General features: G+C 69.2%; 9 protein-coding genes. 3 read left to right on the top strand and 6 right to left on the bottom strand.

The window, feature by feature from the left end:
* Positions 1-264: 264 nt before the first annotated feature.
* From R5W23_RS24805 to R5W23_RS24795, 3 genes are all read right to left on the bottom strand, one after another.
* The gene (locus R5W23_RS24805) at positions 265-711 is read right to left on the bottom strand and encodes a hypothetical protein (RefSeq protein WP_320688635.1); all 447 of its coding nucleotides are present in this window, start codon (positions 709-711) and stop codon (positions 265-267) included.
* A 155-nt stretch (positions 712-866) separates the two neighbouring features.
* A complete protein-coding gene (locus R5W23_RS24800) occupies positions 867-2,735 on the bottom strand; it encodes a hypothetical protein (protein ID WP_320688634.1) in 1,869 nt (622 codons plus the stop codon).
* Positions 2,735-3,094, bottom strand: coding sequence for a hypothetical protein (locus R5W23_RS24795; protein ID WP_320688633.1), 360 nt, complete (start codon positions 3,092-3,094; stop codon positions 2,735-2,737). Before R5W23_RS24795 ends, R5W23_RS24800 begins: the two co-directional genes overlap by 1 nt.
* A gap of 136 nt (positions 3,095-3,230) precedes the next feature.
* Here R5W23_RS24795 and R5W23_RS24790 point away from each other — a divergent pair, with 136 nt between their 5' ends.
* Positions 3,231-4,139 (top strand): DMT family transporter, encoded by a 909-nt coding sequence (locus tag R5W23_RS24790; RefSeq protein ID WP_320688632.1) that lies wholly within the window; start codon positions 3,231-3,233, stop codon positions 4,137-4,139.
* A gap of 55 nt (positions 4,140-4,194) precedes the next feature.
* Here the strand turns inward: R5W23_RS24790 and R5W23_RS24785 are convergent, their stop codons facing one another.
* Both R5W23_RS24785 and R5W23_RS24780 read right to left on the bottom strand, forming a co-directional pair.
* Complete coding sequence (locus tag R5W23_RS24785) at positions 4,195-8,481, bottom strand: cytochrome c biogenesis protein (protein ID WP_320688631.1); 4,287 nt, start codon at positions 8,479-8,481, stop codon at positions 4,195-4,197.
* A gap of 49 nt (positions 8,482-8,530) precedes the next feature.
* Entirely contained in the window at positions 8,531-9,130 is a 600-nt protein-coding gene (locus tag R5W23_RS24780; RefSeq protein ID WP_320688630.1) for a hypothetical protein, read from the bottom strand.
* Positions 9,131-9,489: 359 nt separating this feature from the next.
* Here R5W23_RS24780 and R5W23_RS24775 point away from each other — a divergent pair, with 359 nt between their 5' ends.
* Together R5W23_RS24775 and rfbD are read left to right on the top strand one after the other, a co-directional pair.
* Positions 9,490-10,515 (top strand): DUF6263 family protein, encoded by a 1,026-nt coding sequence (locus tag R5W23_RS24775; protein ID WP_320688629.1) that lies wholly within the window; start codon positions 9,490-9,492, stop codon positions 10,513-10,515.
* A gap of 147 nt (positions 10,516-10,662) precedes the next feature.
* Complete coding sequence (gene rfbD, locus R5W23_RS24770) at positions 10,663-11,529, top strand: dTDP-4-dehydrorhamnose reductase (protein WP_320688628.1); 867 nt, start codon at positions 10,663-10,665, stop codon at positions 11,527-11,529.
* 231 nt (positions 11,530-11,760) lie between these two features.
* Here the strand turns inward: rfbD and R5W23_RS24765 are convergent, their stop codons facing one another.
* A complete protein-coding gene (locus R5W23_RS24765; protein WP_320688627.1) occupies positions 11,761-13,032 on the bottom strand; it encodes an O-antigen ligase family protein in 1,272 nt (423 codons plus the stop codon).
* Positions 13,033-13,194: the final 162 nt, after the last annotated feature.

The following is a 13,194-nucleotide window of genomic DNA, read 5'->3' as shown; positions in this document are numbered from 1 at the left end:
CACGTTCAGTCGTTTTAAGAGTTGTTCTGTGCTTCACAGCGTTCGGATAAAGGGGAATGAATGCCGTTAACGAGCGTGGGATTCGATCGAATGACGGGTAGGGGCGCGTACGGTGTGCGTGCTTGGCGGCGCCAAAACGCGACGCACGCACTTGGCGCGAGAGTTGGCTGAGAATATTTAGGCAGGCCGTTGCCGCAACGGCCGCGTCCCGGTGGCGCCGGTCAACAAACCTTGCGCCACCACGCGGCCGTTACTCAACTTGGTTCAGCGACCGAAGGGGCCGCACCGCAGCTTACCGTGGAAGTGGCCGTGTGACACCGGACCGACCACCACACCCGTTGATTCCGGATACACCATCGTGAACGCGCCGCTCTGGCGGGTGAGCCCGTCGGTGCCGCCCCGTAGCCACACTCCCGTGTCGTAGGGGTAGTACCCGTACACCCCAACCACCAACCCGCCGCTCTTGGCGAACGGGACCGCCGGTCCCGGGGGCGTCCCGGGCGGCACGAACACGTTCGGCGCCGGCGCTCCTACCGAAGGGGCTTCCAGCGTGGGAGTAACGCCAACCGGCGACGCCGGCGGTGGGGGCGTGCTCGGCGGGTAAACAGGCGGCGGCTGAACGACGGTCGGCGCCGGGGTAGGCGCGGGTTGTGCGCCGGCCGAGTGGCCGAGCACCGCGACCAGAACGGTCGCGAGTCCGAAGCGCTTCATGGTGCGTCCTCTCAGAGTGAAGCCCGACGCATCCAGTCTGACCACAAGACCGTACCCACGCGCGAACGATTTCCGGTCCCCGGGCCACGCCGACGGCGGACACGTCGCGCGAGTCCGCACCACCGGCGCAACCGGCCGGCGAGGCGGTCGCGGTGTCAGGTGGGGAACGGTCGGGCGACCGCCCCGACCGCGGGCAGGCACTCGGCTCCGCAGGCCGCGCACCGCGCGACGAACGGTTTCAGCAAGCGCGTCGGGATTGGCATCGTGCCGCTCAGGAACGCGGCCGGGAACTCCGCCAGCACCTCGGCGCGGAACAGTAGCCACCCCTTCAGCTCGCGAACCAGACCTTCGGGCAGGGGGCCGCGGACGCGCAACGTGCGTTCCCCGAACACGAGTTCTCGGCGCCGCGAAACCAGCCGCACGTCGGTGCCTGGGTCGGCGACGGTGATCGGGTTCTCGCCCCGACCGATCGATACCCCTCCGGCCAGCACGCGCACCGGCCCGAGTTCGTCTTCGGCCCCCCGCGGGTGGCACAACAAAACGAGTCCCGGGTCCGTGGCCAGTAACCGGGTCGCGGTGCTCGGCGCGTCGGCCGCCAGCTCGAACACCGTTCGCGCTTTCCCCACCGCTTCCCACGGGCGCGCCGTCCGGTTGGCCCAGACGCCGTACAGGATGGCGACGTGATTCGCCGAGAGCCGCGCGGCCCGCGCGAAGTGGGGGGCAGCATCGCAGAGCGCGAGCACCTCGCGCGGAGTACACTCGGCTTCGAACGCGGACGCCAGGAGCAGCGCCCGCAGGCGGGCGAGTTCGCCCGTGTGGCGCGGGGTGCGGAAGTACACCGCCAGAACGTGCTCGGCGAAATCGGCGGACCGCTCGCCCCGGAACACTGGTGCAATCAGATCCGCCAATCCGGCCGGATAGTCACGTCCAAAGCGGGCGCTGTCGCTCACACGTAGCGCGAGCGCGGTCGCGAGCAACTGCCCCTCACCCCGGTTCGCGTTCGCCCGGGCCACCAGCGCGTTCAGCGGGTTCGCGCGATCGAACGGGTCGCCGCGGCCCACACTGGTGACGCAGAGCCGCGTGAGGAAGCGGGCGGCGTCGCGCCGGTCCGTGAGCTTCCGCGCCAGCGTCCGCCAAGCCGCGTTGAGGGCCAGATCGTCCGGCGCGCCTTGGGACCGGAAGAGGGCTCGCCCGAGCAGATAGGCGATGGCGGACAGCACGAGAGCTCGCGCGACCGGTATCACCAGCGCGCCGGCCAGCATCACACCCGTGGCCAGCAGCGTCGCCCGCACGCGGGGGGACGACAGCACCGGGGCGGTGGCGACGAAGCCGTCGCCGGCGAGCCGCCCGTTCGCGAGTGCGAGTTCCGGCGGCAGGGCCGGCACTTGGGGCGCTACGTCTCCGAAGCATACCGGGCACAAACTCACCCCGCGCTCGCGAGCGGCCGAGCACAGTGGAACGGTTTCTTCCGGCGTAGCCGTACCGGCGGCCCACACGCCCACTCGGCCGGTACGGAACGCGGCCCGGTCGATGAGCGCCGGGTCGCCGGTGGCCGTGTGTTCGGCCCGGAAAACCTCTACTATTTGCGCGTTCGAGCGCACCTTGCCTTCGACGAGCTCCAGGCGGTGCTCGTGCCAAAGGTGCTTCGCCATCTCCGCGCGGGGGAGCTTGGTGTCGCACCGCGGGCACGTGAGCTTCACCTTGCGCTCGCGCCGCTCCACCAGCGCATCGAGGGCGCCCGAGCGCTCCGTGAGGTGCTGGAGGTGCCGGAGCCGGCGCAGCGCCCGCGCCGGCGGGACGCGACCGGTCAGGGCTCGGACCACGTTCCGGACCGCGCCGGGGTGGTCCGGCAGCGCGTCGATCGCGCGCGCCGCCGCCGCGTACCGCACGGCCAGCGGGATGCCGGGCTGGGCGAGCAGGGGAAGCATCCGGCGCACGAGCGGCGCGCGGGCGGCGGGCGCGGCCCCGCGCAACTGCACCACGAGGCGGGCCAGCGCCGCGCGCGGGTCGGGCGGCACGGACATCAGCCGATCTCGTGAATGGGTTCGTCGCCGGTCGGTTTTTGCACCCGCGGACGTAACAGGAACGGCCCGGAGTCGTGGGGGCCGAGGGACCACGTCCCTGAAATGCTCCCCTCGCCGTCGGGGCGGCCGACGTAGAGCACCTGGTGCCGCCGGCGCCCGTCGGTCGTGACGTACTGCTTCACGAGCCGCACGGCGCCGGTCGTTTCGTCGCAGGTGCCGGCGAACGTGAACGCCCCCACCATGTCGCGCCCCTCGCCGGTCACCGTACCGTCGGTAAAGCGCAGCGTGAACGGCGTCATCGCCTGGCGGCCCATGTGCCTCTGAACCCAGAACCCGTCCCAGCGGCCCGATGGGTACATCGGTCCCTCCAAGGTGTGCCCCGCGAAGCTGTTGCACGGCGGACCGGCCCGCGGGCGCGGGGCGGGCGTCCTCGATTGTACTCCGGTGCCGCCCGCGTTGCCTACCCGGTGCGGCCCGGCGCTCTAAGGTTGCTGAATGAGTCAGTCCGACCCCCGGCCGTACCTGTGGATGCTGTGCGGCGCGTTCTCGTTCTCGGTGATGGCGGTGCTCGCCGAAGACCTGACCCGCACCCGTCCGGGCGGCGCCCCGCTGTGCGACTGGCAAACGATGGCCGTGTTCCGCGCCGCCCTGGTCGCGCTGTTCGCGGCCGCGCTCGCGAAGCACGCCGGGGCCAAACTGGTGTGGCTCCGGCCGGGGCGGCTGTGGGTGCGGAGCGTCGCGGGCAGTTGCAGCATGGTCGGCACGTTCTACGCCTTCGGGAACCTGCCAGCGAACGACGTGGTCACGCTCACCAACACGTTCCCGTTGTGGGTAGCACTCATTTCCTGGCCCCTGTACGGCGAGGCGCCGGGCATGCGGGTGGTGATTGCGATCGCGGTCGGCATCGCGGGCGTGGTCCTGGTCGAGCAACCGCACTTTGAGGCCGGGCGGCTGGCGGTGTTCGCGGCACTGGCGGCGGCGGTGTTTACCGCGGTCGCGATGCTCGGGCTGAACCGGCTCCGCGACATCGACCCGCGGGCCGTGGTCGTTCACTTCTCCGTGGTCGCGACGGTGTTTTGTGCCGGCGCGTTCTTTCTCACACCGCGCCAGCAGCCCGTGACGCGGGTACTGGAGTTCGGCGTAATGGCTCGCCTCATCGGGATGGGAGTCGCAGCCACCGCGGGACAGGTGTTCCTCACGCTCGCGTTCGGCCGCGGCGCGCCCGCAAAGGTGTCAGTCGTGGGTCTGACGCAGATCGTGTTCGTGATGGGCTTGTGCGCGTGTGCCTTCGGCCGCGGGGTGGACGAGGTCGCGGCGGCGGGCACCGCGCTGGTGATCGCCCCGACCGCGTGGCTTCTTAGCCGCCCACGGGCCTCGAAAGCGGAAGAGGTGAAAAACACGTAACCCGCGCCCGCCGGTCCCGCACCGAGTTTCGGTGCGGGACCGGCGGGCGGGTGGCTCAGCGCCGCTTACCGGACTTCTTCTTGTCACGAGGCGAGTGCCCGTTCCCGTTCGGCGAGCCGTTGACCGGCACCGTGCGCACGGCCAACGACGGGGCGGCCGGCGGCCCCACGGCGGGCGGAGCGACCGGCGTCACCGGGACCGCCGCTTCGGGCGCCGGGTTGCTCCGGCGGAACCCGCTCTCCCAGAAGTGCCGCGGGATCGCCCCCCCCACGACCAGAATCACGAACTGGAGCAGCCAGAAGTTGAAGCACCCGTCCGCGAGCCGGCTGTCGAACCCGTAGGCGTGCAGCCCGATGCCGAGCTGGTTGGTCCCGAACCAGCTCCACGCGGTGATCACGTTGCCGAACACCGACAGCACCGCCACCCCGCGGTCCTTCACCAGCCCGCACCAGCGGGCGTGCAGGATCAGGGCGTTCCACAGCACGATGAGGACCGCGCCGTTCTCCTTCGGGTCCCAGCCCCAGAACCGGCCCCACGACTGGTCCGCCCAAATGCCGCCCAGCACCGTCCCGATGAAGCTGAGCAGCGTCGCGAACGCGACCACGCCGTAGATCATCTGGCCCATGATCTTCCCGCTCTCGGGTGTCAGCGCGAGGGCGACGACCGGTTGCGCCGGTTCCGGCACACGCCCCTGGAACGGCCGGCCGTGCGCGTCCACGCCGACGGCCATCACCCGCAGGGCCAGCAGCAAGGCGCCGTAGACCCCGACCACGGCGGCCGCGACCCAGAACCCGAAGTCCAGCAGCACCGCGGGGAGCACCTCGAACTTCTCCAGGGCCGTTTTCGCGAACCACATGAAGAACACCGGCACCGCCACCAGCCCCAGCACGGCGGTGCCGAACGCGAGCAGCGACCCGACGCTCGGCTCGCCGGTGCTCCGGTACGAGTCGCGGACCACCGTCGCCAGCATCATCACCACGTAGACGGCGCCGAGGAACCCGGCCACGAACGTGGCGGTGTACCCGAGCGTCACCGTGGTGACGTGGGTCGCCAGCCAGAAGTTCGTGTCCAGCACCGCCTGCATCATTTCGAGCGTGTCTTGCGTGCCGAGGTTGTGGGCCACGATGCAGGTGGACAGCCCCAGCACCGCCGCGACCGTGTTGCCCACCCCGATCGGGAAGATGCGTTCCAGCACCAGGCACAGCGCCACGCACCCCCAGCCGATGAACACGGCCGACGAGTACAGGTTGGTCACGAACACCCCGGGCCGCTCCATGATGTACATGCGGGCCAGCAGCGCGGCGGTGTGAACCAGGAGGGCCACGAGCAGCAGCGCCGTGTCGGCCTTCCGCAGGGCGACCGCCCACCGGGGCCGCTCGGCGGCGTACATCACGAACCCGACCGCCGCCAGCACGAACGCCAGGATGTACATGGCCGAGCACTGGAGGAACGGGGCGAACCGGTTGTACGCCACCTCCGCCCCGGTGCGCCGCGCGTCCGCGGGCGGCACCCCGCCCAGTTGCGTCGCGCGGTAGTCGGCGACGGCCGCGTTGAACGCGGTCGGGTCCTTCGCGCGGTAGGTCGAAATCATCCGCTCCCAGCCCTGCGCGGCTGGCGCGTTCGCCAGCCGCGCCCGGTACTCCGCTTCAATGCCGTCGCGGATGCGGCTCGCCTCGGCCGCGGGCAGCGCGGCGAGGGTCGCGGCGTTCCACCGCGGCCGCGCCTCGGGCGGGATCGCGGTCGCGGGCTGCTGGAGCGCCTTCACGACGAAAATGAGCGCGTCCATCTGGCGCTTCTCGTCGGCCGCACGGTTCAGGTCCACCCCGGCGAACGCCAGCACCACCTGCCGCGCCTCCTCGCGCGACAACTGGTACAGCCGGTCGGGGCTCTTGTTGAGCGCCGCCTGGGCCGCGATCAGCCCGTTCAGTTCGGCCTCGTCGCGCAGCCCGCCCAGCGCCCCCCAGGCCCGGCCCTCGGCCGGGGCCAGGTGGTGCAGCGTGTCCTTGCCGTGCGAGTCCAGGGCCTTCAGCCGGTTCAGGCCGCGCACCAGCGTCAGGTGTTCGTCCAGTTCGATGAACTTGGCGCCAACGAGGTCGCCGGCGCCCGCCTTGTTGGCCCGCCGGGCCGCGGCCGCCTTCTCTTCGAGGCTCGGGAGGCCGGGCCGGATCTCGGCGAGCGAGTACCGCAGCCCCTCCCGCTTGGGCAGGTTCAGGTCCTGCCGCACCTGGTCGTTCTCGACCCGGAACACCTTGTGGTGCCACGCGGGCGACTCGTCGTCGAACGAGCCCGCGGCGATCACGTCCGCGTACCACTTGATCGCGGGCTGTTCCCGGTCGCTGTCGTCGACGAACACCTCGCGGTGCGAGACCGTCCGCAGGTACACCCGGGCCACGGACTCGAGCGGCTTCACCCGCCCGCCCTCCAGCACCGGGATGCGGGCGAACGCGTCGAGGTTGTACGGCTCGCGGAGCGACCGCGGCGTCATCCGCCCCACGGCCGCCAGCACGGCCAGCACGGCGATCCCGAGAACGATCCAGTGGAGCACGCCCGACACCGTGCGCCCGCCCGGCGCGACCACCGGCGCGGCGGCGGCAGCCGGACGGGTCCGGCTCCGCGCGAGGAACTGCGTCAGGAAGATGCCGAAGTGCAGCACCAGCCCGAACCCGACCACCGCGCACGCGAGGTAGTCGATGGACGCGTGGAACAACCCGAACACGTCAATGTGTCCCGGGTTCTTGACCACCTGGAGCACCGTCGCCTTCTCGGTGTCCTTGTCCCAGTCGGCCTGGTAGAAGGTCTCGCCGGCGTGGCGGAGCGGCTCGTTCATCGCGATCCGCGTCTTCCGGACCGGTTCCGAGTTGCCGGGCTCGTTCACCTCCACGTCGCTGGAGAAGTTCTTCGGCTTGTCGGTGCCCTCGTACCGGTCGAAGCTGAACTTGAGGAGCTTGACGCTGTACGGCTTCGGGTAGTGGGCGTTCCGCAGCGAGAGCAGGTACGGCGTGCCGTCGATGGTCACCGCCTGGTTCTGAAGGGCCGTGAACAGGGCGACCGCGTAGGTGCCGATCACCTCGTCGGTGCCCTTCTTGTAGAGCCGCACGTAGGCGGCGGTCGCGTCGCCGCGCTGCTTCATCGCGACGCCCGACTCCTCGCTCGCCGGGATCACGACCAGGTCGCCGGCCAACCCGCCGGTTTGGGCCTTCGTCACCCGCGCGACGTCCACCCGTTCGGCCCGCGGCATGAACTTGAGCACCTCGACCGTGACCGCCACGTCCGGGTGGCTGATCCGCGAACCGGGCGCGGCGTCCGCGAGCCGGTCGAGAGACACCTTCATGGTCCGGTCGAACCCCGGGTGCGACTCGTCCACAACCACCAAACCGTCATCCGCGAGGGCGACCCGCCCGGTCGCGGTGCCGACCCCGAACCGCTGCTCCTTCACCTGCGGGGCCACCGCGAACGTCCCGAGGGCCGGGAGCGGCCCCTTGCCCTTCGCCTCGGCCCCCGCTTTCATGTGCAGGCGGACGTACGCCGCCGGCCCGGCCTCGTGCGCGCGGCCCTTCGGGGCGTCGAGGAAGACGGAGTCCGTCAGCTCACCGGGCGCGACCTTGGGGGTGTCGAGCAGGTCCGAGTTCTTCATGAACTGCAGCACTTCGACATCGGCGGGGAGGTCCGGGTGGCTGATCCGCGCGCCGGACGCGGCCGCCTTGAGCCGCTGCTGCGAGACGGCCGCGACGCGGTCGAACGCCGGGCTCGTTGGGTCCACGAAGGCGAGTTCGACGTTCCGCGTGTCGATGGCGAAGTCGGTGGACGAGCCCTCCTCGATCCGCATCTGCTGCTCGACGGCGAACTCGCGGGTCACGAACTCGCCGACGAACAGCAGGATGAGCCCGCCGTGGATCAGGAACACGCCGGTGCGCTTCCAGGTGAGGCGGAACCGGAGGGCGTGCGCCGCGAGCAGGTTGACGAGCATCGCCAGCCCGACGGCCTTCCCGGCCGGGAACGGGAACGAGCCCTTCCACTCGGCCCCGGTCTTCGGGAACGCCTCCTCCCAGAAAACGTTGAGGAACTTGCGGAACAGCTCGAACGGAACGTCCACCGTCCACGACCAGAAGTACTTGTCGACGACGGTCCAGATGCCGAAGTCGATCTGGGCCAGCGTGCCGAAGAACACGAGGAGCACGCCGACGGCCAACAGCCCGACCGTGAGCTGGAGCGAGCTGAGCGCCTTCAGCCCTTTGAGCGTGTAGTAGTCGATGCTGTAGCGGTCGGGCCGGCGCGCCCCGCGGGGCGCGGGGGCCGGGGGCTCGCCGTGTTCGCCGGGCGTGTGCGGCAGGGTCGTGCTCATGGTGCGTGCTCCTCGCGGTCCCGACCGCGTGGCCCGGGAAAGGTGTAAGCTACTTGCCGCCGCCCATCATCATGGGGCCGCCCTTCGGGGCGGGGTTGTTCGGGCCGCGGAGGTCGGCCTTCAGCCCCTTCACGCCCTTCGCCTCGACGGGCTTGGTGACCTTCGCCACGTCTTCGGGGCCGAAGCTCTTCTGGCCGAGCTGGTCCACCGCCCACCGTTTGAGGTTCGGCTCCACCCCGCCGGTCGAGGAGGTGATGGTGACCTCGTACTTGCCGTCCGGCGTGCGGATCGTGGCGATCACGATCCCGGCGCGCCCGGGGCCGACCTTCCAGCCCTCGGGGGCATCGAACTTGGGCTGCCCGCCCGGGGCCAGAGACACGCTGGCGAGGAGCTTGTCGAAGTCGGCCTCGTACTTGGCGAGGTCGTCCGCCGGCCCGGGGAGCTTGAAGAACCATTCGGGCGAGTCGGCGGGGTACATGGCCCCGAGGATGCGGTATTCGCTCACGGCGCCGCCGCCGCCACCGCCGTTAGCCTTCGGGGCAGTGGACACGCTGATCCCGTCGCCCCCGCACCCGAGGACGCCGGCAGCGAGACACGCGACCAGTACGAACGGCGCCACGGGGCGAAACCGGAAGTTAGGCGTTGGCATGAGGGGAATTCTCGGAGACGGCCCGCGGTCGGGCCGGATGCGGGCGGGCGCGACGAAATAACTGATACCGGCATTCTCGACAGGGGGCGGGTCCGAGTCAAGGCGAGCGCGGCGAACCCTTCGCCCCCGATCGCACGGCGAACGACCGGGCCGCGTCACGTAATCGCGGCCCGGTCGTTCGCGCCCGTACTTCGAACCGAAACGCCCGCCCTCACGTAACACCGGGGCCGGGCCGTCCGGTTTTGCCTAAAAGTCTTGTTTCCCGGTTCGGTGCGGGTAGAACAGTCCGGAACGTCAACCCCGTCCCGGCCCCGCCAGGACTTTTGGCAGCTTCTGCAGGTTCACAGGAGATACCTATCGTGGCCCGCACCCGTTTCGTCGTCGCCGTCCTGCTGGGCGTGGCGGCGGTCAGCTTCGCCGGCGCGCAGGAGCGCAAGTTCGAGATCGGCTTCAAGGGGAAGGACGGCAAGCTCACCCCGTACTACCAACAGGTCGAAACGAAGGTCACCCAGGTCATCAAGGTGCAGAACCAGGACCTGACCCAGAAGCAGAACAGCACGTTCTGGTACCAGTGGACCCCGGTTAAAGAGGAGAAGGCGACCGAGGGCAAGGACCAGTTCACCCGCTGGACCGTAAAGCAGAAGATCGAAGGCCTGAAGATGAACATCGACATCTCGGGCAACCCGATCAGCTACTCCTCCAAGGAAGAGAACACCAGCAGCTCCAGCAACCCGGGCCTGGTCGAGTTCTTCAAGGGCCTGAAGGACACCGAGTTCACCGCGACGCTCGGCAACAACTACAAGGTCGAGAAGGTCGAGGGCAAGGAAGAGTTCATCAAGAAGCTCGGCTCCGGCAGCCAGCAGATGGACGCGCTGCTCAAGAAGGTGCTCACCGAGGACGCGCTCAAGGAGATGGTGGACCCGACCGCCAAGCTGTTCCCGGACGGCGCGAAAAAGGTCGGCGACACCTGGGAGAAGAAGACGACCCTGAACCTCGGGCCGATCGGCACCTACGACCTCACCTACAAGCTGAAGTACGCGGCCGTCGAGAAGGAGAAGGACAAGCTCGAGCTCGAGACCGTGATCAAGTACACCGCCCCGAAGGACAGCCCGGACGGGCTCCTCTTCCGCATCAAGGAAGGCAGCACGCTGGAGAGCGTCCCGGCCGGCAGCAAGGGCACCATCATCTACGACCCGAAGACCCAGCGCATCGAGTCGGCCGAGATCAACATCAAGCTCGACGGCAAGCTGACGGTGGTGATCGGCAACACCGACACCAAGGTGGAACTGGACCAGCAGCAGACGACCACCATCACCACGTCGGACACGAGCTACGTCGCCGCGAAGCCGACCACCCCGACCACCCCGACGCCCCCGGGCAAGTAACACGCGGCGGAAGCGTTTGATCCGCGGGCGGCCGCAGGGGAAACGGCAGGGCGTAAGGCAAGCAACGGCCTTACGCCCTGCCGTTTCTCCTGCGGCCGCCCGCGGATCGAATCGTTTATCTCCTCCTTCCCAGCCGGGATTATTCTCATGAAAATCGCCGTTCTCGGCGCCGCGGGGCAACTCGGGCGTGACCTGTGCCCGCGGCTCGCGGTGTTCGGTGAGGTCGTTCCTCTGTCGCGCGCGGAGCTCGATCTGGAGCGCCCCGAGAGCATCCGTGCGGCGGTCGAGTCGGTCCGGCCGGACGTGTTCGTGAACTGTGCGGCGTACAACCTGGTGGACAAGGCCGAAAGCGCCCCCGAAGCCGCCCGCGCGGTCAACGACACGGGCGTCGAGGCGCTCGCGACCGCGTGTGCGGGTATTTGGGCCAAACTCGTCCACTTTAGCACCGACTACGTGTTCGGAGCCGACGCGGTACGCTCCGCTCCCTACACGGAAACCGATCCCCCCGGGCCGGTGAGCGCGTACGGCGAGAGCAAGCTCCGCGGCGAACACGCGGCACTGGCGGCGTCGGCGAACAACCTCGTGATCCGCACTTGTGGACTGTACGGCGTGTGGGGGAGCGGGGGGAAGGGCGGCAACTTTGTCGAGACGATGTTGCGCGTCGCGGGCCAGGGCAAGCCGCTTCGCGTCGTGGCCGACCAGCGCTGCACGCCCAGTTACACCGCCGACATCGCAGACGCGACGGTGGCGCTGCTCGGGCGCGGGGCGGGCGGCCTCTTCCACGTGGTCAACGGCGGCGATTGCACTTGGTACGAGTTCGCGGCCGAGATCTTCCGCCAGTCGGGGCTGACGCCGAGCCTTACCCCGATCACGAGCGCGGAGTTCGGCGCCGCCGCCCGTCGCCCGCCTTACAGCGTGCTTTCCACCGCGAAGCTGTTTGCACACGATGTCCCCGCGCCGCGCCTGTGGACGGACGCGCTGGCGGCATACCTGCTCGAGCGCCGCAACAGGTGAGCCTGCGCCGTTGGGGGCGCCATCCGTCGGCGGCAACCGACGCCCTACCAAGTCGCTACTCTTTGACGGACACGCAAATAATCACCCCTCATTCATGGGGGTGTAAAGCTGTTTGCGCCGGCGGGCGCGCCCGGTTGAGCAAGATGGTCTCGGTTGTGGGCGCCGAGTGTGCGATTCCCCGGCCCGCGTAGCCGGTGGGGGCGGACGAATGCGCAGACGCCGGGTTTGGTGTCAGCCGTGCGGTCCGTGGAGCACCCAGCCCGGAGGCAGTTCGGCTTCTGGCTCCTCTTCCGGTTCTGGTTCCGGTTCCGGTTCCCAGGTCGCGAGCCGACGGGCCACACAGTGCCGGGCGATGATGAGGAAGCCGCCGTACCAGAGCCACGTGAACCGGAACAGGTTGTGCCCGAAGTTCCCCATGAAGAGCAGCAGGAACACCGCGACCCCGATGGAGGACGACAGCGTGAAAACGAGGTCGTTTTGCCACTCCGGCATCGCCCGACGGACGCGGCGGATCGCCCGCAGGTTCATCCAGAAGCACACCATCAGGGCGAAGAACGCGGCCCCGCCGAGCGTGCCGGTCTCACCGAGGAGCTGTCCGTACAGGTTGTGCGACTCGATCTTGGTGTTGTTCGCGGGGCGCCACGCGCCCGGGCCGATACCGGTGAGCGGGTTGTTGGCCCACTGCTGCAAGCCCGTCACCAATCCCACCCAGCGGCCCTCCCCGGACTCGCGCGCGTTCGCCGGCCCGACCTCCGGGTTGATGATCGTCTCGAACCGCGTCTGGAGCGACTCCGGCAGCGCCACGAACGCCGCCGGGGCGACCAGGGTGAACAGGACCAATGCTTTGAGCCGGTACTTGGTCCCCCAGATGACGATGGTGAACCACACCAGCAACCCGATCAGCGACCCACGGGAGCCCGTGAGGAGGATGCAGAGCGAGGACAGCCCGACGTAGCCGAGCAGGAGCCACCGCCCGAGTTTGCCGCCGGTGCCCGCTTTCCACAGCGCCACCACAATCGGCAGGGCGAAAATGATGCTCGCGCCGAAGCTGTTCGGGTCGCCGAGTGTGGTGTCCACGCCGATCATGCGGGCGATGCCCATGCGGTACGTGTGCCGGCCCGCGAGGTACTCCCGGAACGAGTGCAACAGGTACCCCGCCATCACCACGAGGAACCCGACTGCGACGTGCTTCAGGCCCTCTTCGTCGTGGATGGTGGTGACGAGCAGCACATAGAACACGACGATCTTGAGCCAGTCCTCAATGATCGGCTGCCCGTACTCGGACCAAGGGCTCATGGCCCACGCGAACAGCACCGCCGTCCCGAACGCGAGGTACGTTACGTGCTGAACGTTCGGGAGGAACCGTTTGCCCGGGTAGATGGCCCACACGCCGAGGGTGAACAGCATGTAGATGCGCTCGACCCGCAGGTCGCCGAGCCACGGCCACACCTCGAAGGGGCGGTGGATGAACAGGAACATGTAGCCGATGAGCAGCCAGCGCATGACACCGTCCCTGGTGCGTTGTCGAAAGTGTTGGGATATCGTATCGGTTTTGCGGGCCGGTTGGGAAGCCCAGGTCGATTCTCCGGCTACCGGTTGTGCCCGGTTTAATCGTCGGAAAGTCGGGTGCGAATTACGAACGTGCCGGCTGCGCAAGCTGTGCCG

Source organism: Gemmata algarum (assembly GCF_034097035.1).
Taxonomy (GTDB): Bacteria; Planctomycetota; Planctomycetia; order Gemmatales; family Gemmataceae; genus Gemmata; species Gemmata algarum.
The sequence above is the reverse complement of the archived record's forward strand: the minus strand, read 5'-3'. Positions and strand labels throughout refer to the sequence as shown.

What these genes read in the sequence shown, in the direction of transcription:
- R5W23_RS24800 (WP_320688634.1), bottom strand. Translation starts at nt 2,735, where the DNA reads ATGTCCGTGCCGCCCGACCCGCGCGCGGCGCTGGCCCGCCTCGTGGTG.
- R5W23_RS24765 (WP_320688627.1), bottom strand. Translation starts at nt 13,032, where the DNA reads ATGCGCTGGCTGCTCATCGGCTACATGTTCCTGTTCATCCACCGCCCC.
- R5W23_RS24805 (WP_320688635.1), bottom strand. Translation starts at nt 711, where the DNA reads ATGAAGCGCTTCGGACTCGCGACCGTTCTGGTCGCGGTGCTCGGCCAC.
- R5W23_RS24795 (WP_320688633.1), bottom strand. Translation starts at nt 3,094, where the DNA reads ATGTACCCATCGGGCCGCTGGGACGGGTTCTGGGTTCAGAGGCACATG.
- R5W23_RS24790 (WP_320688632.1), top strand. Translation starts at nt 3,231, where the DNA reads ATGAGTCAGTCCGACCCCCGGCCGTACCTGTGGATGCTGTGCGGCGCG.
- R5W23_RS24780 (WP_320688630.1), bottom strand. Translation starts at nt 9,130, where the DNA reads ATGCCAACGCCTAACTTCCGGTTTCGCCCCGTGGCGCCGTTCGTACTG.
- R5W23_RS24785 (WP_320688631.1), bottom strand. Translation starts at nt 8,481, where the DNA reads ATGAGCACGACCCTGCCGCACACGCCCGGCGAACACGGCGAGCCCCCG.
- rfbD (WP_320688628.1), top strand. Translation starts at nt 10,663, where the DNA reads ATGAAAATCGCCGTTCTCGGCGCCGCGGGGCAACTCGGGCGTGACCTG.